This window comes from Sphingomonas trueperi (genome assembly GCF_040545665.1).
In the GTDB taxonomy this organism is placed as follows: domain Bacteria; phylum Pseudomonadota; class Alphaproteobacteria; order Sphingomonadales; family Sphingomonadaceae; genus Sphingomonas; species Sphingomonas trueperi_B.
Genome location: NZ_JBEPMH010000005.1, coordinates 137,129 through 159,404, shown reverse-complemented (window position 1 = coordinate 159,404; position 22,276 = coordinate 137,129). Strand labels below are relative to the sequence as shown.

Below are 22,276 nucleotides of genomic sequence, written 5' to 3'. Positions count from 1 at the left end.
CGACAAGTCTACGGATCACGCGAATAAGATCATGCGGCACCTGGTGGACCGTGGGCGCTTCGACGGGCGGGGCGTTCGCCATACGGCCCGGCTTGCCTGGCGTGCCCTGGCGATGCTCCAGGACGAGCTGGAGGCCGAAGAGGGCTTCGCGCGCTCCAGGGCCTCGAAAGACCTCGCAGCCGGCGCCCGCAGCCGCCTAATGCTGCCTCAAAGACCCCCTAGCGCCTTCGGGTGCCTGGGGGTTTTTATCAGACCCTATTTGTCCGGGTCTGCGAAGATCGGCAGGGGTGCCTCGGCGAAGGCAACCATCACCTGGTTATTCATCGAAGGCTCCATCAAAGCACAATAGTACATCGACTTAGAATCGGCGAGCATTATCCTGTGCTCATTTAGCAGCCTAACGATTTTGTCGTGCCACGAAGTTATCTCGGGAAAATTCATTTGTACGGTAAGTTGATTCCTTAGCACCTTCTTTAGGCTTCCACGATGCAGCTTGTTACCAACCTTTCCGATGAAAGAAAGAATCTCCTCTTTTGTGAGATATTCCTCAGTCACCTCGTGCAGACGAATGCTTCCCCGCGGTGCACTCTCTGAGGGAGGTTGATGCTCTCGCCTAACAGGAATTGGAAAGAAGTTGGGATGTAGACCTGCAAGCGTTTTGAGGATTTTGTCAGCATCCCAGCTCGTCTGCAGGGTTGATTTCTGCGTTGCGGGAATGTCTCCGTGTGCGAGCAAGCAGGCTAAAGCAATCAGCTCGCCGATCATGCGCAACTGAAGGTAGCAGAACTCTTCCACAAAACCTGGTGAGAGATGATAGTCACCGTTCACGGCAAGCTCTATAGCCTGCAGTCGGACTTTCAATTCTTCCATCAGTCCGGCGTAAGCGAGACGGGTTCGGGTGTCCGCCGCCTTTGATTGAGGTCTCCTCACATTAACTCCTTAGCGAGCCCGCGCCGCGTCCTTAGCTATGGTACTTGCCCTTTTCGCACCAAAACTTGACCGGGTGTTTGCCGGCATTGAGGCGCCCAACGTTCTCGTTGAGCAGCTCCATAGCCATCGAGCAGTTGTCGAGATTGTAAGCCGGGTTCGACTCGCTTGCGTCGAATGTTGCCCAATGGATGCGGGCAAGCTGAGTGCCCTTGATGTCCATCTCGACACTCGACGTTCGATAGAGCGTGTAGGTTTCCGCTCCGCCACCGCAAGACGCGACGAGGAAGCATAGGGGGGGCGAGGGGAGCGAAGCGCATCGACGCGGGATGCCGCGTGCCGATCGAGTCCGCAAGCCTCTTCCATGTTCCCGATTTGTTCTGATATGCCCGGCTGCATGGACCACCCGCCCGAAGAGCAACGCCGACGCGCCCGCTGCAAGACCGTAGACGCCTGCGTGAAAGAGGGCTTGGCCGTCGAGTTGGTCTGTAAGAGCTGCGACCGCATCCGGATCATCGACGCGGCCCCACTGGAGCGCCTAGCGCGGCTCAAGGTCTGGCCGCTCAATCTCGTCATGCTCTCTAATTTCTTCCGCTGCACCATCTGCAAGCAAAAGCTCTGTTCGATGCGTGCGAGCCTGGAGGAGCCGAATAGCCCACCGATCGGCCCCGCGACGCAAGCGGAGTTCCAGGCGATGAAGCGCAGGTATCGCGGTTAGATTGATTTTCGATAATATACCCGAACCCTTTTGCATTCAGATCGTTAGTCAACATGCATCAAGGGGAAGCTAATAATGGCCCAGGAATGCGACTTGACCGTGCTGATTGCTGAGGACGAGCCAATCGTTCGCATGCTGGCCGCTGACATCCTGGCCGAGGACGGATTCAACGTTCTGGAGGCTCAAAGCGCCACTGAGGCCCTCGACGTTCTGGCGGAGAACAAGGTCGAGGTGCTCTTTACCGACATCAACATGCCGGGAGCGATAGACGGGCTACAGTTGGCGGACGTCGTGGCCGTTCGGCATCCAAAGGTTGGCATCGTTGTAACTTCGGGTCGCCAGCGGCTGGAGGACTGGGAAATTCCGGATGACGGAGTGTACCTGCCAAAGCCCTACGACTACCGGACGCTCGCGGAGACTATGCGGCACCAGGTGAAGGACGGCAGGTTCCGCGGATAGCAAAAGGGCCCAGGGTTTCCCCCAGGCCCTCCGCTTCTCGGTCCGCCTGAAGCCTAGGCGGCCGATAAGATCATTCGGGAATCGTCGGCAGCCCTTCACTCAACCGATTGCCCCGTCCTTCGACCGGCGAGTTTGGCACGAATCCGCTGTGCGTCCGGGTGCGTGTATCGCATCAATTGGGATAATGTCAGATGCCCACTGACCGTGGCGACCTCCGGTGGCGACAGGCCTAGCTCCAATAACCTGGAAACGCCTTCGTGTCGTAGATCGTGCAGCCGAAGGTCCTGAATGCCCGCTCGCTTGCAGGCTGTCGTCCACGCCCAGCGGAGGGCATGAACATCGATAGGGAACACGTACTCGCCGTGCGGCTTGAGTGCCTTCAGCACGTTCAGGGCCTCGTCGGTCAGAGGAACGGTACGCGGCCGGCCGTTCTTCGTCTTGGGGATATGAACGCAACCCTGGGACAAGAACGCATCGCGCCATCGCAGCGACAGTATCTCACCCCGGCGCATCGCCGTCTCGATGGCGAACCGGACGTAGGCCCAGGCAAGTGGATGGCCGGCAAGTGCGTCCCGGAGCGCTTCGTATTCGCCAGCTCGCAACCGACGATCCCGAGCAGCACTTGGCGCTGGAAGGGCGACCAGGGCAGCGACGTTCGTCAGGAGCTGATAGCCCCACTCCCGCCTCGCAGTCTCCAAAGTCCGCCGGATGAGACTTATCTCGCTTCGGATGGCGCTGGAGGACACCTCGGCCGACCTCTCAGTCCGGTAGTCAGCGATTGCCTTACTTGTCAGCTCCGCGACCGGAAGGGCCGCCAAAAGCGAGCGCCGGAGCTTGCCGATGCGGTATCCCTCCACCGTGGCTCCGCGCTTCTGCGATGAGACATCGCGGCCATATCGCTCCAGCAGGTCACCAAGGGTGTCCACGTAAGGGTCGGACGCGTGCTCAAGCGGGCCATATCGCGATAATGCGCCCTGCCTCATTGTCATCCACGCCTTGGCGCGACTTTCGGATGTGAAACTCTTAGTTGAAAGCCGCCCCGACCCCGAAGCAAACTCGACCACCCAACGATCTCCTACGAACCTAAGCACGCATTTCTCCCGAGTTGATCAACTCAGGATACCACCTAATCTTTATTTCTTCACTGGATTTAAGATCTGCAATTGCAGACAATCTCCAACCATGAACGCAGCCTCTTGCGTTCGACACGTCACGCGGCGATGAACCTCAAGACAACTTCGATCGGGAGGTGTCGGCGCATAAGGAGAAATACGAGGTCTTGTGTTCCGACGACGACGAACTTGGGCAGCCCGGCGACAAGGTTGCATTGCACCTCCACCGCGCGCGCTTCCAACCCCAGATAGGCAACCGTCGAGACGCTGGCGACCACGAGAGCCCCCTCCCCGATATGAGAGCATAGCGGCTTTTGCTCGCTACGGAAGCGGTACAATCAGGGTCGAGCGTATTGCACAGGCACCACACCTCTCCCATCTGTGGGGCGATGTGCTCCGAACCCGGCCAATTTCCGCATCCTGCGTTGACTCTGGCGCCGCTTGCCCGTAATGGCGCTCGACACGCGGCCGCCCCTGTGGCGGCCCTTTTACGTTCTAGATACTCGAGGATGAGCGATGAAGCGGACCTTTCAGCCGAGCAACCTGGTGCGTGCGCGCCGGCACGGCTTCCGTGCACGGATGGCGACCCCGGGCGGTCGCAATGTGATCCGCGCCCGCCGCGCCCGCGGCCGCAAGAAGCTGTCGGCGTAAGCACCGACACGCCCTTGCTGAGCCTCGACCGGCTCACGCAGCGCAAGGACTATCTCGCCGCCAACGGGGGAAAGCGGGCACCGATGCCCGGTTTCGTCCTGCTGGTGCGCGAACGGAACGATGCCGATCCGTCGATGCGGATCGGCATTACCGTATCCAAGAAAGTTGGCAACGCCGTTATCCGGAATCGGATGAAGCGGCGCTTTCGCATGCTTGCGCGCGAAATCCTGCCCGAGGCGGGGATCGCCGGCGCGGACCATGTGCTGATCGGCCGGAACGGCGGAATCGAACGCCCCTATGCCGATCTGAAGGCGGAACTCGCCAAGGCGCTTCGGCGCGTGCGCCCCAAGGGCGACCCCAAGGTCGAATCATGATCGCGCGCCTGCTGATGCTGCTCGCGCGCGCCTGGCAGCTGGGTCCGTCGCTGATCCTGCCGCCCACCTGCCGCTACCAGCCTTCCTGTTCGGCCTATGCAATCGAGGCGCTTCGCCGCTATGGGGCGGTGAAAGGCGGCTGGCTTGCGCTCCGGCGCATTGCGCGCTGCCATCCATGGGGCGGGCACGGCCCAGATCCCGTTCCTTGAGTTTCCTTCCGGGGATTATCGGTGAAAGAAGAACAGAAGAATTTCATCCTCTTCGCGGCGTTCGCGGCGCTCGTGCTGCTCGGCTGGCCGATGATCAGCCACTGGTTTTTCCCGCAGCAGCCGGCCGCCCCCGCGAAGATGGTCGACGGCAAGCTGCAGCCGGTGCCCAATTCGGGCGTCGATCCGGCGACCAACGCGCCCAAGACGATTCGCAGCCGCGATGCGGTGCTGGCCGATAGCCCCCGCGTGGCGATCGATACCCCCGCACTGAAGGGCTCGATCAACCTCAAGGGCCTGCGCATCGACGATCTCGTCCTGCGCCAGTATGATCAGACCGTCGCGAAGAACTCGCCGCCGATCCGCCTGCTCTCGCCGAGCGGTGCCGAGGGCAGCTATTTTGCGCAGTTCGGCTGGCAGGGCGCGGGCGCGCCGGACGGCAACACCGTGTGGAAGGCCGATGGCGAGACACTGACGCCCGCCTCGCCGGTCAAGCTCACCGCCACCAACAGCGCCGGCCAGACCTTCACGGTCGAGCTCGGCGTCGATTCGAACTACATGTTCACCGTCCGCCAGACCGTCGCCAATCGCGGCGGCGCGCCGGTGGCCGTGACGCCCTATACGCTGATCTCGCGGGGCCAGCGCTCGACCGATACCAGCCAGTGGGCCGCGCATGTCGGCCCGGTCGCCGCGACCAACGATGCGGCGCACTATATCAACTGGAAGGACGTGGAGAGCACGCCGCAGCAGTTCACCACCACCGGCGGCTGGGTCGGCTTCAGCGACCATTACTGGCTGACCGCGGCGATCCCAGACCAGCGCGGCGGGGTGACCATCCAGCAGCGCGGCACCGCCGCCCAGCAGTACCAGGCCGATGTCGCGCTCGCCCAGCCGATCGCGATCCGCCCGGGCAAGGAAGCGACCTATACCAGCCACTTCTTCGCCGGCGCGAAGGAAGTGAAGCTGCTCGACGCCTATCAGAAACAGTATGACATCGCGAAGTTCGAGCGCGCGATCGACTGGGGCTGGTTCGAGATCATCGAACGCCCGATCTTCACCTATCTCAGCTGGCTGTTCAAGCTGGTCGGCAATTTCGGCGTGGCGATCATCCTGCTGACCATCACCATCCGCGGCCTGCTCTTCCCGATCGCGCAAAAGCAGTTCGCCTCGATGGCGAAGATGCGCCAGGTGCAGCCGAAGATGAAGGCGATCCAGGAGCGCTACAAGGACGACAAGGCGCGCCAGCAGCAGGAGATCATGCAGCTGTACAAGACGGAGAAGGTCAATCCGCTCGCCGGCTGCGCACCGATGATCCTGCAGATCCCGATCATGTTCGCGCTGTACAAGGTGCTGCTGCTGACGATCGAAATGCGCCACCAGCCCTTCGTGCTGTGGATCCGCGATCTCTCGGCACCCGATCCGGCGACGATCCTCAACCTGTTCGGCTATCTCCACTTCACCCTGCCCAGCTTCCTGGCGATCGGCGTGGTGCCGGTGCTGCTCGGCGTATCGATGTTCTTCCAGATGCGGATGAACCCCGCGCCGATGGACGAGATGCAGAAGCAGATGTTCGCGATCATGCCGTGGATGCTGATGTTCCTGATGGCGCCGTTCGCCGTCGGCCTGCAGATCTACTGGATCACGTCGAACGTGCTGACCGTGCTCCAGCAGCAGTGGCTCTATGCGCGGCACCCGGAGATGAAGGTCCCGGTGGCCAAGCCGGACACGGCCAAGGCCAAGTAATGGCGGCACGCCCCTCCACGATCCTCCCCTGCAAGGGGAGGTGGCAGGCCGAAGGCCTGACGGAGGGGTGTCCCCGTTCGCGTCGGAGGACCGCCATTGCACCGTCGACACCCCTCCGTCGCTTCGCGACACCTCCCCTTCCAGGGGAGGATTTGAAAGGGCCTCATTCTCTGAGGCAGCTGAATTCCTGATGTCCTTCGACCCCGACCAGATCGAAGCCGCGCGCAAGCTGTTCGCCGGCCCCATCGCCTTCCTAAAGTCCGCCCCCGCGCTCGAGCATCTGCCCGCGCCGACGGTGCCGGAAGTGGCGTTCGCCGGCCGCTCGAACGTCGGCAAGTCGTCGCTGATCAACGCGCTGACCAACCGCAACAGCCTCGCCCGCACCTCGGTCACCCCCGGCCGCACGCAGGAACTCAACTTCTTCGACGTCGGCGAGCCGCTGCGCTTCCGCCTGGTCGACATGCCCGGCTACGGCTTCGCCAAGGCGCCCAAGGACATGGTGCGCAAGTGGCGCTACCTGGTGAACGACTATCTGCGCGGCCGGCAGGAGCTGAAGCGCGCGCTGGTGCTGATCGATTCGCGCCACGGCATCAAGGATGTCGACCGCGAGATCCTCGAGATGCTCGACGACGCCGCCGTCAGCTACCGCATCGTCCTCACCAAGACCGACAAGATCAAGGCGAGCGAACTGGCCGAGGTGACCGCCCGCACGGTGGAAGAAGCCCGCAAGCGCGCCGCCGCCCACCCCGAGATCCTGGCGACGTCGAGCGACAAGGGCATGGGCCTGCCCGAACTGCGCGCCGCGGTGCTCGAAGCGATCGGCTGAGGGCACGCATATGGAGCCGCTCTTCTCCTACGGCACGCTCCAGCTCGACCAGGTCCAACTCAGCCAGTTCGGCCGGCTGCTCGACGGCACCGACGACGTGCTCCACGGCTATGTGATCACCGAAATCCAGATCCGCGACCCCGCCGTGCTCGACGCCAGCGGCATCGAAACGCATCTGGCGCTCGTCCCCGGCGACGGCCCGCCAATCGCAGGCAAGGTCTTCCAGCTCACGCCTGAGGAGCTGGAAGCCGCCGACATCTATGAGAGCGAGAACTATGTCCGGGTGCGGGTGCCCCTCGCCTCGGGCACCCGCGCCTGGGTGTATGTAAGGGCCTAGGCCGGGTTGTACTTGGCGAGGAAGGCTTCCATCGCCTTGAGGAAGGTTAGCCGGTCGTCGGCGCGGCTGAAGAAATGGTCGGCTTCGCGCTGTTCGAGGAACTCATAGGTCTTGCCCGCCGATTTCAGGGCATCCACCATCACCTTGCTCTGGTTGAACGGCACGCGCCGATCCTTCTTGCCGTGCACCAGCAGCACGGGAATCGAGAAATCCTGCGCGTGGAAGACCGGCGATACCGCCCGGAAATCCTGCGCCTTGGACTTGATATAGTCCTTCACCGCACCGCCGCCGAGGAACTGCGAGTCATAGCTGACCATCCGCTGGAGGTCGGACACGCCCGCGTAGGAAACCGCACAGCGGAACAGCCCGCCGTCGCGCTGCGCCGCCCGCAGCGCCGCATAGCCGCCATAGGAAGCCCCGACCACGCACACCCGCTTCGGATCCGCGATGCCGCGCTCCGCCAGCGCCTTCACCGCGTCGTTGAGGTCGTCCTGCATCGCCAGGCCCCATTGGCCGTCGCCCTTGCGGAGAAAACTGGTGCCGAGCCCCGAGGAGCCGCGATAATTGGGCTGGATCACCGCATAGCCGCGATCGGCGAGGAACTGGGCCATGAAGTCCCAGCTCTCCTCGTCGCGCGCCTGCGGGCCGCCATGCGGCATCAGGATCAGCGGCAGGTTCTTGGCCGTGCTGCCGCGCGGCAGCGTGAGAATGGCGGGGATTTCCAGGCCGTCGCGCGCCTTGTACTGGATAGTCGTCACCGGATGGAGACGCCGCAGCCCCAGCGTCTGGTTGTTCATCGACAGGGCGGTCATCGCGTCGTCGGCCGCGGTGTAGATGAAATAGGCGCCCGGGGCGCTGGCATCGCCGACATGGGCGATCACCACCGAGCGATCGGCGCTGTAGCTGGTGATCTGCACGCGCGCGCCCTTCACCCGCTCGCTGAGCTTGCGCTGCAGCGCCACCATGGCCGGATCGAGCCATTCGGTCCGCGCGGACTTCTCGGTCACCCCCACGCCCAGCAGCGTGGAGGTGCGCGTGTCTATCACGGGGCCATCGATGTCATAGCCGGCGACGCCGAACACCTTCTTGCCCCGCTGCATCGTCGTCAGGTCATATTCCCAGAGCGCCGAGAAGCCTTGATCGTCGTCCTGCACCACCAGCGCCTTGCCGGGGTCCGACAGGAACAGCTTGGGCATCAGCAGGCCGTCATTGATGCCCTTGGCGCGATCGATCACCCGGAAGCTGTCACGCGCGCTCGGCCGATAGAGCAGCCGGCGCTGGCGCCCATCGATCGACGTGCCGACGCCCATGCGAACCGTGCCGCTGCCATCGGCATACCAGTCCATCACCCCCTCGCGGCCTTCCATCACGGGGCGGTGGCGGCCGTTGGTGACGTCCACCTCGTCGACCTTGGGCCAGAAGCCGGGCTCGTTGGTGTAGACCGAGGTCTGGGCGGACAGCAGCACCTTGGTGGAGCCATCGTGCGGCATCCACAGCACGTCGTCGCCATTCTGGGCGGTATCGCGGGTGTTGAGCAGGATCAGCTTGCCGGTGGCGGCCTCGACGCTGAACACGCGGCTGATCGGCCACTTGTCGCCTTCGAATTCCACCTCGCGCCGCACGCCCAGCACGAGCCAGGAATTGTTCACCCAGCTCCACCAGTTGATGTCGATGTCGCCGGTGCCGATGACCTGGCGGTTGCCGCCATCGAGATCCATGACGGCGAAATATTGCGCGCCGTTGATCGCCAGCTTGGCCGCGATGTGCTTGCCGTCGGGCGACAGGTCCGGGCGCTGCACCGGCGGCAGTTCGGCGAATACCGCCACGTCGAGCCGCGCCGGCGCCGCGGCCTTGGCCGCATCGGCCGTCGCCTGTTGCTGCGCGCCCGCCGGAATCGCCAGCCCGCACAGCATCGCCGCTGCCGCCAGCAGCCGCCCCTTGTTCCGCATTCCTGCCCCCAGATAAGCTCCGATTCGCGGCCCCCGCCGCGGTAGCAGGCAAGGTGCTTTCGATTTGCGCCACATGCAATGGCGGCGGTTGCCGTCCTCCCGCCCCCCGGCTATCCCCGATGCCCATGAAGCTAATCATCGGCAACAAGGCCTATTCGTCCTGGTCGCTCCGCGGCTGGCTCGCCTGCAAGCTCTCCGGGCTCCCCTTCGAGGAGACGGTCGTGCCGATGTACGACCAGGATTGGGACAAGCGCCGCCAGGGCGCCGAGTTCGCGCCGTCCTCGGGCAAGGTACCGATCCTGTGGGACGGCGATGCGGTGGTGTGGGACAGCCTGGCGATCGTCGAATATCTCAACGACAAGACCGGCAACACGCTGTTCTGGCCCGAAGACCCCGCCGCGCGCGCGATGGCGCGGTCGATGGCGGCGGAGATGCATTCGAGCTTCACGGCGCTGCGCAGCAAGCACAGCATGAACGTGCGCCAGGTCTATCCGCCCGCGCCGGTCGATGCGGACGTGGCAGCCGATCTCGAGCGGATTATGGAGCTCTGGGCCCAGGCCCGCGCGCGCTACGGCAGCGAGGAGCCGTTCCTGTTCGGCGCGTTCGGTGCCGCCGACATCATGTTCGCACCGGTGGTGACGCGGATCGTCACCTATTCGCTGCCCGTCCCCCGCTTTGCCCAGAGCTACATGCTCGCCGTGCTCCAGCACCCCTTTATGCAGGACTGGATCGCGGGCGCGCAGGAAGAGGAATGGGTGATCGAGAAGTACGAACTGCCGGTGACCTAGCGCTAAGCCCCTCCTCCTTGGAGGAGGGGTTGGGGGTGGAGGGATTCCAGAACGCAGGTTGGTCTCTGTGAGACACAGCCCCACCCCAACCCCTCCCCTGAAGGGGAGGGGCTTAGAAGAGAACCTACTTCAACCGCTCGGTGTCGTACCGCGTCCCGTCCTTCCGGAAATATCCCTCGGGCGTGAACACCATGTCGATATCGGGATACTCCCCGCTCCCGCGCGGCCCCGCGCCGATCGCGAGGAACACCGCATCGGCCTCGGACCGGTTCTGCAGATGGTGCCCGTCCGCCACCCCCGCCGGGAACGCCGCGCAGTCACCCGCAACCAGCACCGTTTCCCCGCCCTCCTCCACCAGCACCGCCTCGCCCGCCAGCATCACGACGAACTCGTCTTCCTGGTCGTGCCAGTGGCGCTGCGACGACCAGGCGCCGGGCTTGAGCACGACATGGCTCACCCCCATCGCCGTCAGCCCGCTCGGCGGTGCGAGCCGGCGGTACCAGCGTTCGGCTACCGGCGCGTCGAACGGTGGCGGATAGCCGGTGGCATTGGTCTGCGGGATTGTATCCAGGTCCAGCTTGGGCAATGTCGCCTCCCTTGTGTTTGGGAGGTAGTGTGCCGGACGTCGTCGAACTCACCAAGGCCCTGATCGGCGCCGAAAGCGTCACGCCTGCGCGCGGCAGCGTGTTCGACGTGCTGGAGCAGGCGCTCCTGCCCCTCGGCTTCCGCGTCGAGCGCTTCGTCGAGGGCGAGGCGCCCGACGGCCCGGTAGAGAACCTGCTGGCGGTGCGGGGAAGCGATGGACCGCACCTCGCCTTTGCCGGCCATCTCGACGTCGTGCCGCCCGGCGAGGGCTGGACCAGCGGCGCCTTCGCCCCCGAGATCCGCGGCGACCTGCTCTATGGCCGCGGCGCGGTGGACATGAAGGGCGCCATCGCCGCCTTCGTCGCCGCCGCCGCGCAGGTGCCCGCACGCGGCACCACCAGCCTGATCATCACCGGCGACGAGGAAGGCCCTGCCACCTACGGCACGCCGAAGCTGATCGAGCGGATGGCGGAGCGCGGACTCGTCCCCGATTGCTGCGTCGTCGGCGAGCCGACCTCGGCCCAGCGGCTGGGCGACACGATCAAGATCGGCCGCCGCGGCTCGACGGTGATCGACATCGCCGTGATCGGCCGCCAAGGCCATGTCGCCTACCCGCACCTCGCCGACAATCCGGTCCCCCGCCTCGTCCGCGCGCTGGCCGAAATCGACGCGATCGTGCTGGACGCGGGCAATGCCTGGTTCCAGCCGTCGAACATCGAAGTGATCGATCTCGCGGTCGGCAACAAGGCGACCAACGTCATCCCCGGCCGCGCCGCCGCCCGGATCAGCATCCGCTTCAACGACCAGCAGCGCGGGCCCGACCTGATCGACCGCATCCGCGAGATCGTAGCGCGCCACGCACCCAACGCCGAGGTGCACGGCCGCGTCTATGGGGAGGCCTTTCTCACCGAGCCGGGCCCGCTTTCGGAGCTGATCAGCGGCGCGACCCGCGACGTGCTGGGGGTGGACGCAGAGCTTTCGACCACCGGCGGCACGTCGGACGCCCGCTTCCTGTCGCGCGTCTGCCCGGTGGTCGAGTTCGGCCTGCTCAATGCCACCATGCACAAGCTGGACGAGGCCGTAGCGCTCGCCGATCTGCGTGCGCTGACCAACGTCTATGCGGAGATCTTGCGCCGCGTTTGACCGCTCAGGCCGTCGCCCGGCGCGGCGCCATGTCCTGCACCCAGGCGAGGAAGTCCGCCTCACCCATCGGCGCGCCTATCGCATAGCCCTGCAGCACGTCGCAGCCTATCACCCGCAGCACCGCGGCCTGGGCCTCGTTCTCGATGCCCTCGGCCACCGCCTCGCAGCCGATGCCATGGACGAGGCCGATCACCGCCTGCGCGACGGCGCGCGCCTCAGGATTGGTACCGACATGCTCGATCAGGCTGCGGTCGAGTTTGACCCGGTCTATCGGCAGCCGCCGCAGCCGGGCGAGGTTCGAATAGCCGGTGCCGAAATCGTCGACCGCGATCGTCGCCCCCGCCGAGCGCAGTGTCGCGATCGCGCGCAGCACGTCCTCGGAGCAATGCATCGCCAGCGTCTCGCTGATCTCCAGTTCGAGCAGCCGGGCGGGTGCCTGTGCCGCGAGCATCGCCGCGCGAAGATGGCGGAAGAAGCTGGCATGGTCGATCTGGCGCTGGCTGACATTCACCGCCAACCGCTGCTCGACGCCGAGCCGGGCCCAGCGCGCGATGGTGTTCGCCACGGTCGCCACCACCCAGTCGCCGATCTCGACGATCAGCCCGGTCTCCTCGGCGCGCTGCAGGAACGAACCCGGCAGCTTGGTGCCATCGGGATGCTGCCAGCGCAGCAGCGCCTCGGCCCCGACGATCGCGCCCGTGCTCGCCGAGACCTGCGGCTGGAAGACCAGCGCGAATTCGTCATGCTCGATCGCGGCGCGAAGCTCGGTCTCCAGCCGGGCGCGGGCGATCATCTGCGCGGCGAGGCCGTCGCTGAACGTCTCGACGCGGCCGCGGCCCTGGGTCTTGGCCTGGTACATCGCAGCGTCCGCGGCACCCATCAGCTCGTGCAGCGTCACCCCGTGATCGGGATAGAGCGCCAGCCCGACCGACGCGCCGATGCAGACCTGCTGGCCGGCGAGATCGAACGGCTCGCACAGCGCCTCCAGCACCTTCTCGCCCACCCGCGCACGGGCATGGGGATCCGGCAGGTCGGCGAAGAACAGGGTGAACTCATCGCCGGCGAGGCGGCCGATCAGCGGCGTCTCGCCATGGTTGAAGGCGGCGCACTGGTCGCCCACGGCACGCAGCCGGTTGGCGACCATGCCGAGCAGCACGTCGCCCACCGCATGGCCCAGCGTATCGTTGACCGCCTTGAAGCGATCGAGATCGATGAAGAACAGCACCGCGCGCGCTTCCTCGTGCGCGTCCTCGAGCATCCGCTCGGCGCTGCGGCGAAAATGCGGGCGGTTGGCGAGGCCGGTCACCGTGTCGAACATGGCGAGCCGGTGCACGCTCTCCAGATTGCCGCGCAGCTTGAGGAACAGCTCGTCCATCGACTCGGCGAGACGCGGGGCGCCTTGTGCCAGCGCGGTCGGCAGCGGGCTTTCGAGGTCGCCCAGCGCGGCGGCATGCAGCCGGTCCACCGCGGCGGTCAGCACGGCGTTGCGGCGCGGCTGGAGCAGGACCAGCACGGCGAGAACGGTGAGGACGATCAGCGGCACGGCAAGCGCGACAGCGACGCCCAGCACGTTCAGCGTCGCGCCCGCAGCCCATGCGGCGCCGACGAGCAGGCAGGCTGCAAGCGCAGCGGCGCTTGCCACTCCCCTTCCCATGCCTCGCTCCCCCCAGCGCATTGCCGATCGACGCTCCAAAGATCCCCAGCGACGCCGACAGTAGATGGCGCCGCTGTAGACTTCGCATGCATTAGTTAAGAAATTCAGGACTTCTACGAAGACCGTGGGCGCCGCAATACAATGTACAGCGCGCCTGCGCCGCCGTGGCGAGGATGCGCCTGACGTACCGCCGCAATTTTGTCCGAATGCCGCGAGGCCGCCAACCAGTCCCCCACCGCCGCCCGAATGGCGCCGCGGGCATGCGGCCGCTCCGACTCGGGGCGCGGCGGCTTGCCGGTGACCAGCAACAACACGCGATCCCCTTGCGCGATTGCCTGGGCGAGCCCCGCATCGAGTCGATCATAGGCGGCGTGGAGATTGTGCCCGTGCAGGTCGATCGAACTTTCCGGCGCCACCAGCCCGCGCGAGAGCCGTCGATCCCAGCTTGCGTCGAGCGTTCGACGCTCGTGCGTGTCGGGCATCGGCGTGGAGAGCGTAATCGCCGACCGCGCGGGCCTTGTCGGTGTGAGCTTGCCGATCGGTATGGCGAGCGGCGTGCGGACCGGCCGGGCAACGGGTTGCGGCGCCGGTGCCGGTTCCGGCGGGAGGCGCCTGGGTGCGGTGCGGACGTGGAGCGGGGTGACGCTCGCAATCACCTTCTGCCACAGCGCCGCTTCCTCGGGCGCCAGATCGCGGCGCCCGCGCCCGCTCATGGCTGGGGAATCGTGGGCTGGGGGATTGCCGGCTGCGGTGCAGGCGGCTGGGTCGCATTCAGGCGGGCGAGCGTACCCTTGGGTAGCAGCAGCCAGGCGGTACCGCGCGCCGCCATGCCGCCGGCGATCGCGCGCGCATCGTCGCCCGCGCCCCAGAAGGTGTCGACCCGGTTGGCGCCCTTGATCGCGCCGCCGGTATCCTGCGCCACCCACAGCCCGCTCGCATCGGTGCGGTCCATCGACAGGAACAGCGGCGCGCCGAGCGGAATGAACTTCGGGTCGGCGGCCACGCTCGTCCAGCCGGCGACGGGATAGCCCATCGCGCCCAGTGGGCCGGCGCCGTTCAGCTCCTTGAAGAACACGAAGCTCTTGTTCTCGCGCATGATCGCGCGGCCTTCTTCCGGATGCGCGCGCAAATAGGCGACGATGCCCTGCATCGAGGTCTGGCCGGGGCCGAGCAGCCCGCGATCCTTCATCAGCTTGCCGATGCCGGTATAGTCGCGGCCGTTCTGCCCGGCATAGCCGATGCGCAGCACCTGCCCGTCCGGCCCCTTGAGCCGGCCCGAGCCCTGCACCTGCAGGAAGAACATCTCGATCGGGTCGGCCGCCCAGGCGATCACCGGGGCGTGGCCCTCGAGTGCGCCCTGCTCGATCTGGGTGCGGTCGTAATAGGGCACGAACTGGCGGCCATCGACGCGGCCGCGGATCTTCTTGCCCTTCAGCGCATCGGAGAAGAGGCCGAGATCAACTTCGATCAGATTGTCCGGCACGCCGTACACCGGCACGTCATAGCCCGAGCGCCGTGCGCGTACCCCCGCGATCTCGGGCTCGTAATAGCCGGTGGCGAAGGCGGCGCCGTTGCCGACCTGCACCGTCTCGAACCACTGGGCGAAGAAAGGCGCGGCGTCGCCCGACCAGCTCGCCGCGGCGGCGCAGGCATTGGTCCAGTCGCTGCCGGTGGTGAGCCCGGAGGCGTCGGTGCGGCGCAGCAGCCCCGGGCAGCTGAGCCTGAACGCGGCGAGCGCGCGCTTCGCATTGTCGGAGGTAATCGGCAGGGTTTCGATCGCCGGACCGGCGACCAGGCCGGACATGGCGGCCGTGGTCGCGCCCGTGGCGACGGGCGCGGCCGGCATCGCGGGCAGCGGGGTCGCGGCGGTCGGCTGGCGTGCGGGAAGATTTGCAGGCGTCTCAGGAAGCGTAGCACCCGGGCGCGGACGCTCGGGTGCGGGCTCCGGCCGTGCGGGCGCCGGACGCGTCGGCGCGGGCCGCTCGCCCGCTTCCGGGGGAACGATGCCGCTCGAACATGCACCGAGCAGCCCCGCGAGCGCCAATCCCCCGAGTATTCGCATACCGCCCCTCAGGCTTCGTCGGTCTCGACCAGCTTCCAGTTCGGATCGTCGCTGCGCAGCTTGCGGGCGAAGGTCCAGACGTCGTGCGTGGTCACCGCATCGCTCAGCGAGCCGGCGATCACATTGCCCTCGGCATCGCGGGTCAGCGCGACGATATCGGCATCGAAGCGCACGGTGACGCGGGCCACCTTGTTCTCCACGCCGGCCTCGGAAATGGTCGCGCGCTCGATCGAGACCAGGCGGTTGTCGAGCACTTCGCCCGTCAGCTTGCGATCGGCGATCGCCTGCTCGAACGCGGCACGCACCTCGTCGTCGACCAGGAAGCGCAGGGTTTCCTCATCGCCCTTCCAGAAGGCTTCGAGCACCATGCGATAGGCGGACTTGGCGCCTTCGAGGAACTTGGCGACGTCGAAACTCGAGTCCGCCGCAACGACGGCGCGCAGGCCGGTCTCGGCCCCCGAGTCGATCGCGCGATTCGCCGAGTCGCGGACCTCGGGCAGCGCCTCGATCGTCCGCGTCACGGGCGGCGCGGCGACGCGCTCCTCGGCAGGCTTGGGCAACGGCTGCTCGTGCCCGGTACGCTTGCCGAGTACGGCATACAGCCGAAGCGCCAGGAAACCGGCCACCATCGCGAACAGAATGACGTAGAACACTGGCCCTCCAAAGCCTCCGTCTGTAGTACATAGGCCTTCGTGCCCCGGGATTCAAACCGTACGATGGGCCGTGCGATTGCACCACCGGCACACGCCTGCTAGTCGCTTGCCCCGTAACGCGCCGAGGGCGCGAAATTCTCCTGCATAAAGAGGAAAGTTGGATGGCCGAGAACGACACCTACGCCGGCATGGGCGTTGAAGGCGGCGCGGACGATGCGCCCCAGGCGGGCGTGCTGTCGCAATATGTGAAGGATCTCTCGTTCGAAAATCCGAACGCACCGGCGATCTACCAGCAGCAGACGCCGCCGGCGATCGACGTGCAGTTCAACATCGGCTCGAACAAGGTCGGCGACGATGTGTACGAAGTCGCGCTGAAGATCGAAGTCCGCGCCCAGGCCGGCGAGCAGGTCGCGTTCATCGTCGACCTCACCTATGCGGGCCTGTTCGCGCTCCGCAACATTCCCCAGGAAGCGCTCGATCCGTTCCTGCTCGGCGAAGCCCCGCGCATCCTGTTCCCCTTCGCGCGCCGCGTGCTGGCCGACCAGGTCCGGGACGGCGGCTTCCCGCCGCTGATGCTGGAGCCGATCGACTTCGCCGGCATCTACATGCAGCAGCGTGCCCAGCAGGAAGGCGCGATCGGCTTCGAAGAAGCCGGCCACGCCTGATCCGGGCTGCAGCCTGAATTCGGGGGCGCGCCGCACGTCGGTGGCGCCCCCTTTTCTGTATTAGGACGGCGAAATCTCGATGAAGCTTGTGCGCAGCCTGGGTTCGGTGGGCGGTCTCACGCTGGCCAGTCGTGTCCTCGCGCTGGTCCGCGATTCGCTCCAGGCGCGCTATGTCGGCGCCAACTTCGCGTCGGACGCCTTTCTCGTCGCCTTCCGCCTGCCCAACATGTTCCGCGCCTTCTTCGCCGAGGGCGCCTTCGCATCGGCCTTCATCCCGATGTTCAACCAGAAGCTCGGCGTGAACGGCGAGCGCGGCGCGGCCTATGATTTCGCCGAGCGCACCCTCTCGGTCCTGTTCCTGATCCTGCTCGTGCTGACGCTGGTGGCACTCGCTGCCGCCTGGCCGCTCACCGCCATCCTCTCCGGCGGCTTCGAGAAGCAGCACCCCACGGCGGACCAGTTCGCCTTTGCGGTGCAGCTGTCGCGGATCACCATCCCCTATCTGATGCTGATCTGCCTCGCGTCGCTGCTCGGCGGCATCCTCAATTCGCTCGACAAGTTCTGGGTCAACGCCGCAGCCCCCATCCTGCTCAACATCGCGATGGTCACGGGGCTATTCTTCTTCCACGGCACGCCGGAGGAGACTGCGCGGGTGCAGGCGATCGCGGTGCCGATGGGCGGGCTGCTCCAACTCGGCTGGCTTGCGCTTGCCTGCCGCGCGTCTGGCGTGTCGCTGCGACCCCGCCTGCCCCGGATCGACGACGATGTGCGGCGGCTGATGAAGCTGATCCTGCCCGCGGCGGTGGGCGCCGGCGCGGTGCAGCTCAATCTCGTCATCTCCACCGCACTCTCGGGCAAGCTGCTCGGCGAAGGGTCGATCTCGTACATCTATTATGCCGATCGGCTGAACCAGCTGCCGCTGGGGATGATCGGCATCGGCCTGGGCACGATCCTGCTGCCCACCATCTCGCGGCTGCTCGGCGCGGGCAAGGAAGCCGAGGCGATGGAGACGCAGAACCGCGGCATGGAGCTGGCGCTGTTCCTCACCCTCCCCGCGATGGTCGCGCTGATCGTCGCCGCCGAGCCGATCGTGCGCGGGCTGTTCCAGTACGGCCATTTCACGCCCGAGGACACGGTGAAATGCGCCTGGGCACTAGCCGGCTTCTCGATCGGTCTGCCCTCCTACATCCTCGTCAAGGTGCTGACCCCCGGCTTCTACGCCCGGCAGGACACCCGGACGCCGGTGCGGCTGGCGATGATCTCGGTGGGCGTGAACATCGCCGCCAATCTCGCGCTGATCCCACTGATCGCGCATCTCGGGCCGCCGCTCGCGACTGCGCTGTCCTCCACGGTCAACGTGACGATGCTGTACCTCACGCTGCGCAAGCGCGGGCATTTCACGGTGGACGCACAGCTCGCCCGCCGCGTGCCGCGGCTCGCGCTCGCCGCGATCCTGATGGGCGTGGCGCTCTGGGCGGGGGCCGGGCTGCTCGACCCGTGGCTCAACGGCCGGATCTGGGAGCGCTATACCGGGCTGGTGCTCCTCGTCGGCGCGGGCTGCGCGATCTATGTCGCCGCCTGCTTCGCCACCCGCGCCTTCCTGCTTTCGGACATCAAGGCGCTGGTCCGCCGCCGCGCCGCGCGGTAGAGCGCCCGCGTCCTGGCAATTCGCGCGGCCGCAAGCACCCCCGCCGCCACGGACCCGCGGCCGGTCCAACGGCCGAACGGTCAACCGGGTGCGGAGTGAATACCAATGCGCGTCGTCTCGGGCATCCAGACCACCGGCAACCTTCACCTCGGCAATTATCTGGGCGCCATCAAGCAGTGGGTCGCGATGCAGGATCAGGGCGAATGCCTGTTCTTCCTCGCCGATCTCCACGCCCTCACCGGCACGGTGACCCCACAGGAGCTCGCCAACTCGACGATCGAGATGGCGGCCACGCTGTTCGCTGCGGGCATCGACGATCGCTCGATCCTGTTCAACCAGGCGCGCGTCCCCGCCCATGCCGAGCTGTGCTGGATCCTCCAGGGCACCGCGCGGATGGGCTGGCTGAACCGCATGACCCAGTGGAAGGACAAGGCCGGCAAGAACCGCGACGGCGCCAGCGTCGGGCTGTTCACCTATCCGGTGCTGCAGGCCGCCGACATCCTGGTCTACCAGGCGACCCACGTCCCCGTGGGCGAGGACCAGAAGCAGCATCTGGAACTCACCCGCGACATCGCGACGAAGTTCAACCAAGACTTCGGTGTCGAGCTGTTCCCGCTGCCCGAGCCGCTGATCAGCAAGGCCGCGCCGCGGATCATGAGCTTGCGCGACGGCAATGCGAAGATGTCCAAGTCCGACCCGTCGGACCTGAGCCGCATCAACCTGATCGACGACAACGACACGATCGCCGCCAAGTGCCGCAAGGCCAAGACCGATCCCGAGCCGCTGCCGGACTCGTTCGACGCGCTTGCGGAGCGGCCTGAGGCGCGCAACCTAGTGACGATCTTCGCGGCGCTGGCGGATCGTGATCCGCAATCGGTGGTCGAGGAATATGCCGGCCAGGGCTTCGGCGCGTTCAAGCCGGCGCTGGCGGACCTGACCATCTCGGTCCTCGGGCCGATCCGCGAGCGGTTGACCGCGCTGCTGGACGACCGCGCCGAAGTGGGGGCGAAGCTTGCCGAAGGCGCCGCGCGGGCGAGTGCGCTCGCGGCGCCGACGCTCAAGGCGGCGCAGCGGGCGGTGGGGCTGCAGGTCTGATCCCGTCCCTTCCCTTCTAAATCCCCCTCCCGCTTGCGGGAGGGGCTAGGGGAGGGTGCGTGAGGTTAGCGGGCGACGCCGTTGCAGAAGGAGCCTCCACGACACACCCTCCCCCTCCCGCAAGCGGGAGGGGAGAATGTAGACTCAATGCGTGAAGCTCTTCACCAGCGAGCCGGCGACCAGTGCCCAGCCGTCGACCAGCACGAAGAAGATGATCTTCATCGGCAGCGCGATCGTCGGCGGCGGCAGCATCATCATGCCCATCGCCATCAGCACTGCCGACACCGCCAGGTCGATCACCAGGAACGGCAGCAGCAAGAGAAAGCCGATCTCGAACGCACGGCGCAGTTCGGAGATCATGAAGGCCGGCGCCAACGTGGTGAGCGGCGTTTCGGCGCGCGTCGCGATCTTCTTGTTGGCGAGGTCCGCGAACAGCTTGAGATCGCTGTCGCGCACCTGGCCAAGCATGAACTGGCGGAAGGGCTCGCTGGTCTTCTCGAACGCCGCCACCTCGGTCAGCTTGCCCTTGGTATAGGGCTCGACGCCTTCGTTCCACGCCTTCTCGAAGGTCGGCGCCATCACGAAGAAGCTGAGGAACAGCGCAAGGCTGATGATCACCGGATTCGGCGGAACGCCCGGCGTACCGATGCCGGTACGCAGCAGCGACAGCGCCACGACCATGCGGGTGAAGCTGGTCACCGTCATCAGCAGGCCCGGGGCCAGACTGAGCACGGTCAGCATCAGCACCAGCTGGATGGCCTTGGCCGAAAGCGGCCCCTCGCCGCCGATGCTGATGGTCGCGCCCTGCGCCGCCGCCTGCGCGGCAGGTGCAACGGCTTGCGCGTGCGCCGCGACCGGCAGCACGATCAGCAGTGCGGCCGCGGCAAGCAGTTTACCCATTAAGAGCCTCACGCACGGCGCGCTTGTTCCAGCGCGTAGTGTCGCGCGGGATGCGAGTGCGGGCCTGCGCACGGGCGCGCGGGCGCGCAGCGCGCTCCGCAGCGGCGGGCGCGGCGTCGGTCTCGATTTCCGTTCCGGCTTCCACCGTCGCGTCGGGCTCGGCGTCGTTCGCTGCCAGCGGCAGGCTCGGCGCAGGCTCGACAGCGGCGACGACGGGTGTGTCGACCGGCGCTTCCACCGGCGTTTCAGCCACGGCCCCGGTCGCCGGGTACGCATCCGGGCGCACCCGCTCCACCATCGCCTTGAAGTCGAGCTTGCCGGCCAGCTTGGCCACGCCCGCCTTGAGTACCGCCAAATCGTCCTCTATCTTGGCCGAACCCTCGGCAGCCGCGGTCGCCTCCGCCACAGGCTGCGGCGGCGCGACGATACCTGTCTCGATCGTGGCATGGCCCTCGGGGCCGATGAAGATCAGGTGCTCGCACCCGTCGCGACGGATCAGCGCGACCGAGCGCTTGGCGTCCACCGCCAGCCGCTCGACCAGTTCCACCCGCTTGCGTCCCCCGCCGGCCACACGGCCCGGCAATTTCAGATCATAGCGACGAACAACCCACAGTGCCGTTGCCAGCATCCCCAACACCAGGCCCAGCGCGCCCAGCGTACGTAGCATCGACAGAAGATCCATTAGTGACGCGACTTCTTTACGAGTTCGGAGATTTCGAGCGACATGACCTCACCGTCGACGAGGATGCGCCCCAGCGCGACCAGCTCGCCATTGACATAGACCATGCTGGGATCGTCCTGCCCGCAATCCAGCGGGATCATCGCCCCGCGGCTCATCTGCAGGATCTGCCGGACCGGCACCTCGGTAGAACCGAGCACCACCGACATTTCGATCATGATTCCATCGAGTACGGACATGCGTCTCCCTTTCCCCCTGACTTATAGGAACCTTTTTTCCGCCCCCGACGCCCAGCCCGGCAAAATTTGCCTACAATGATGGCGTGGGCCGCTTTCAGGCTCGTGGAGGATCAACAATGGATTTGGATGCTTCGCTGGGCGTTTCCGCCTCGGGTCTGCGCGCGCAGTCGCTGCGGATGCGGACGATCGCGGAAAATCTCGCGAACCAGGATTCGGTCGCCGATACTCCGGGCGGCAATCCCTATCGCCGCAAGGTCGTGAGCTTCCAGGCGGCGATGGATCGCGCCACCGGCGGCACCGGCGTGAAGGTGAAGGCCATCCAGAACGACCAGTCGGAATTCGTGAAGGTCTACCAGCCGGGCCACCCGGCGGCGGATGCGCAGGGCTATGTACTGCGCCCCAACGTCAACGGCCTGATCGAGACCGCCGACATGAAGGCGGCGCAGCGCAGCTACGAAGCCAATCTCAACGCCATCGAAGCGGCCAAGAGCCTGACGATGCGCACCATCGATCTGCTCAAGTAAGGAATCCGGATCATGTCCATCGGAGCATTGGACGCCAGCAAGGCCTATGGCCGGGCCGCGTCGATCGGCAACACGCTCAGCAAGGCTGCGGGCGGCAATGACATCGGCGGCGACCAGCAGTCGGGCTTCGGCGCGATGGTCGAGAACCTGGTAGGCGGCACCGCCGACAAGCTGCGCTCGGCGGAGGCCGCATCGGCCAAGCAGGTCGCCGGCAAAGGAGACCTGATCGACGTCGTCACCGCGATCGGCGCCGCCGAGACCGCGCTCGACACCATGGTCGCGGTGCGCGACCGCGTCGTCGGTGCCTATACCGACATCATGCGCATGCAGATCTGACGA

Annotated in this window: 27 protein-coding genes and 1 pseudogene; 15 read left to right on the top strand and 13 right to left on the bottom strand. The window is 66.2% G+C overall.

Going from position 1 to position 22,276, the window contains the following annotated elements; translation table 11 throughout:
• Positions 1-255: 255 nt before the first annotated feature.
• Positions 256-870: a hypothetical protein gene (locus ABIC65_RS16540; RefSeq protein WP_354310197.1), complete on the bottom strand. Its 615-nt coding sequence runs from the start codon at positions 868-870 to the stop codon at positions 256-258.
• Between the two features lie 91 nt (positions 871-961).
• Positions 962-1,150 (bottom strand): hypothetical protein, encoded by a 189-nt coding sequence (locus ABIC65_RS16535; RefSeq protein WP_354310196.1) that lies wholly within the window; start codon positions 1,148-1,150, stop codon positions 962-964.
• 174 nt (positions 1,151-1,324) lie between these two features.
• Between ABIC65_RS16535 and ABIC65_RS16530 the strand changes: the two genes are divergently transcribed.
• Together ABIC65_RS16530 and ABIC65_RS16525 are read left to right on the top strand one after the other, a co-directional pair.
• Positions 1,325-1,645, top strand: a complete 321-nt coding sequence (locus ABIC65_RS16530; RefSeq protein ID WP_354310195.1) for a hypothetical protein — start codon at positions 1,325-1,327, stop codon at positions 1,643-1,645.
• Positions 1,646-1,744: 99 nt separating this feature from the next.
• Positions 1,745-2,104, top strand: coding sequence for a response regulator (locus ABIC65_RS16525; protein WP_354310403.1), 360 nt, complete (start codon positions 1,745-1,747; stop codon positions 2,102-2,104).
• 95 nt (positions 2,105-2,199) lie between these two features.
• Here ABIC65_RS16525 and ABIC65_RS16520 read toward each other — a convergent pair whose 3' ends face one another.
• Together ABIC65_RS16520 and ABIC65_RS16515 are read right to left on the bottom strand one after the other, a co-directional pair.
• Positions 2,200-3,168, bottom strand: a complete 969-nt coding sequence (locus ABIC65_RS16520) for a site-specific integrase (RefSeq protein WP_354310194.1) — start codon at positions 3,166-3,168, stop codon at positions 2,200-2,202.
• Positions 3,169-3,380: 212 nt separating this feature from the next.
• Positions 3,381-3,494, bottom strand: a pseudogene (locus ABIC65_RS16515) (ATP-binding protein); the annotation flags it as partial.
• Positions 3,495-3,732: 238 nt separating this feature from the next.
• On the opposite strand from ABIC65_RS16515, the gene rpmH reads away from it, so the two are divergent.
• From rpmH to ABIC65_RS16485, 6 genes are all read left to right on the top strand, one after another.
• Entirely contained in the window at positions 3,733-3,867 is a 135-nt protein-coding gene (gene rpmH / locus ABIC65_RS16510; RefSeq protein WP_010545931.1) for a 50S ribosomal protein L34, read from the top strand.
• Positions 3,868-3,881: 14 nt separating this feature from the next.
• A complete protein-coding gene (rnpA, locus tag ABIC65_RS16505; protein WP_294256351.1) occupies positions 3,882-4,241 on the top strand; it encodes a ribonuclease P protein component in 360 nt (119 codons plus the stop codon).
• Positions 4,238-4,450 (top strand): membrane protein insertion efficiency factor YidD, encoded by a 213-nt coding sequence (gene yidD / locus ABIC65_RS16500; protein ID WP_010545929.1) that lies wholly within the window; start codon positions 4,238-4,240, stop codon positions 4,448-4,450. The genes rnpA and yidD overlap by 4 nt, the downstream gene beginning before the upstream one ends.
• Before the next feature lie 21 nt (positions 4,451-4,471).
• Positions 4,472-6,190 (top strand): membrane protein insertase YidC, encoded by a 1,719-nt coding sequence (yidC, locus tag ABIC65_RS16495; protein ID WP_354310193.1) that lies wholly within the window; start codon positions 4,472-4,474, stop codon positions 6,188-6,190.
• A 190-nt stretch (positions 6,191-6,380) separates the two neighbouring features.
• Positions 6,381-7,016 (top strand): ribosome biogenesis GTP-binding protein YihA/YsxC, encoded by a 636-nt coding sequence (gene yihA / locus ABIC65_RS16490; protein ID WP_093293544.1) that lies wholly within the window; start codon positions 6,381-6,383, stop codon positions 7,014-7,016.
• Positions 7,017-7,026: 10 nt separating this feature from the next.
• Positions 7,027-7,353, top strand: coding sequence for a gamma-glutamylcyclotransferase family protein (locus ABIC65_RS16485; protein ID WP_354310192.1), 327 nt, complete (start codon positions 7,027-7,029; stop codon positions 7,351-7,353).
• On the opposite strand, the gene ABIC65_RS16480 is transcribed toward ABIC65_RS16485, so the two are convergent.
• Positions 7,350-9,302 carry a S9 family peptidase gene (locus ABIC65_RS16480; protein ID WP_354310191.1) on the bottom strand — a complete coding sequence of 651 codons (1,953 nt, stop codon included), beginning with the start codon at positions 9,300-9,302 and terminating at the stop codon, positions 7,350-7,352. The two genes, ABIC65_RS16485 and ABIC65_RS16480, sit on opposite strands and share 4 nt — an antisense overlap.
• Positions 9,303-9,427: 125 nt before the next feature.
• Between ABIC65_RS16480 and ABIC65_RS16475 the strand changes: the two genes are divergently transcribed.
• Positions 9,428-10,090, top strand: coding sequence for a glutathione S-transferase family protein (locus ABIC65_RS16475; protein WP_354310190.1), 663 nt, complete (start codon positions 9,428-9,430; stop codon positions 10,088-10,090).
• A 124-nt stretch (positions 10,091-10,214) separates the two neighbouring features.
• On the opposite strand, the gene ABIC65_RS16470 is transcribed toward ABIC65_RS16475, so the two are convergent.
• The gene (locus ABIC65_RS16470) at positions 10,215-10,676 is read right to left on the bottom strand and encodes a cupin domain-containing protein (protein ID WP_354310189.1); all 462 of its coding nucleotides are present in this window, start codon (positions 10,674-10,676) and stop codon (positions 10,215-10,217) included.
• On the opposite strand from ABIC65_RS16470, the gene dapE reads away from it, so the two are divergent.
• Entirely contained in the window at positions 10,676-11,818 is a 1,143-nt protein-coding gene (gene dapE, locus ABIC65_RS16465; protein ID WP_354310188.1) for a succinyl-diaminopimelate desuccinylase, read from the top strand. The two genes, ABIC65_RS16470 and dapE, sit on opposite strands and share 1 nt — an antisense overlap.
• Positions 11,819-11,822: 4 nt before the next feature.
• Here the strand turns inward: dapE and ABIC65_RS16460 are convergent, their stop codons facing one another.
• From ABIC65_RS16460 to ABIC65_RS16445, 4 genes are all read right to left on the bottom strand, one after another.
• Positions 11,823-13,472, bottom strand: a complete 1,650-nt coding sequence (locus tag ABIC65_RS16460) for a putative bifunctional diguanylate cyclase/phosphodiesterase (protein ID WP_436286739.1) — start codon at positions 13,470-13,472, stop codon at positions 11,823-11,825.
• A 113-nt stretch (positions 13,473-13,585) separates the two neighbouring features.
• Positions 13,586-14,185 (bottom strand): Smr/MutS family protein, encoded by a 600-nt coding sequence (locus ABIC65_RS16455; RefSeq protein WP_354310186.1) that lies wholly within the window; start codon positions 14,183-14,185, stop codon positions 13,586-13,588.
• Positions 14,182-15,534: a murein transglycosylase A gene (gene mltA / locus ABIC65_RS16450; protein ID WP_354310185.1), complete on the bottom strand. Its 1,353-nt coding sequence runs from the start codon at positions 15,532-15,534 to the stop codon at positions 14,182-14,184. Before mltA ends, ABIC65_RS16455 begins: the two co-directional genes overlap by 4 nt.
• Before the next feature lie 8 nt (positions 15,535-15,542).
• Positions 15,543-16,187, bottom strand: coding sequence for a Tim44/TimA family putative adaptor protein (locus ABIC65_RS16445; protein WP_354310184.1), 645 nt, complete (start codon positions 16,185-16,187; stop codon positions 15,543-15,545).
• A 161-nt stretch (positions 16,188-16,348) separates the two neighbouring features.
• Between ABIC65_RS16445 and secB the strand changes: the two genes are divergently transcribed.
• From secB to trpS, 3 genes are all read left to right on the top strand, one after another.
• On the top strand, positions 16,349-16,852 hold the full coding sequence (gene secB, locus ABIC65_RS16440; protein ID WP_313535313.1) for a protein-export chaperone SecB: 504 nt from the start codon (positions 16,349-16,351) through the stop codon (positions 16,850-16,852).
• A gap of 79 nt (positions 16,853-16,931) precedes the next feature.
• Positions 16,932-18,500, top strand: a complete 1,569-nt coding sequence (gene murJ / locus ABIC65_RS16435; RefSeq protein ID WP_354310183.1) for a murein biosynthesis integral membrane protein MurJ — start codon at positions 16,932-16,934, stop codon at positions 18,498-18,500.
• Between the two features lie 105 nt (positions 18,501-18,605).
• Positions 18,606-19,595, top strand: coding sequence for a tryptophan--tRNA ligase (trpS, locus tag ABIC65_RS16430; protein ID WP_354310182.1), 990 nt, complete (start codon positions 18,606-18,608; stop codon positions 19,593-19,595).
• A gap of 144 nt (positions 19,596-19,739) precedes the next feature.
• Here the strand turns inward: trpS and fliP are convergent, their stop codons facing one another.
• Genes fliP through ABIC65_RS16415 form a run of 3 tightly spaced genes read right to left on the bottom strand, consistent with a single transcriptional unit; the run spans position 19,740 to position 21,413 of the window.
• On the bottom strand, positions 19,740-20,495 hold the full coding sequence (fliP, locus tag ABIC65_RS16425) for a flagellar type III secretion system pore protein FliP (protein WP_354310181.1): 756 nt from the start codon (positions 20,493-20,495) through the stop codon (positions 19,740-19,742).
• Positions 20,488-21,162: a FliO/MopB family protein gene (locus ABIC65_RS16420; protein ID WP_354310180.1), complete on the bottom strand. Its 675-nt coding sequence runs from the start codon at positions 21,160-21,162 to the stop codon at positions 20,488-20,490. The genes fliP and ABIC65_RS16420 overlap by 8 nt, the downstream gene beginning before the upstream one ends.
• A 14-nt stretch (positions 21,163-21,176) precedes the next feature.
• The gene (locus tag ABIC65_RS16415) at positions 21,177-21,413 is read right to left on the bottom strand and encodes a FliM/FliN family flagellar motor switch protein (RefSeq protein ID WP_121075729.1); all 237 of its coding nucleotides are present in this window, start codon (positions 21,411-21,413) and stop codon (positions 21,177-21,179) included.
• Positions 21,414-21,529: 116 nt separating this feature from the next.
• Between ABIC65_RS16415 and flgC the strand changes: the two genes are divergently transcribed.
• Positions 21,530-21,937 (top strand): flagellar basal body rod protein FlgC, encoded by a 408-nt coding sequence (gene flgC, locus ABIC65_RS16410; RefSeq protein ID WP_354310179.1) that lies wholly within the window; start codon positions 21,530-21,532, stop codon positions 21,935-21,937.
• A 12-nt stretch (positions 21,938-21,949) separates the two neighbouring features.
• Complete coding sequence (locus ABIC65_RS16405) at positions 21,950-22,273, top strand: flagellar hook-basal body complex protein FliE (protein WP_354310178.1); 324 nt, start codon at positions 21,950-21,952, stop codon at positions 22,271-22,273.
• The last annotated feature ends 3 nt before the right edge of the window (positions 22,274-22,276 follow it).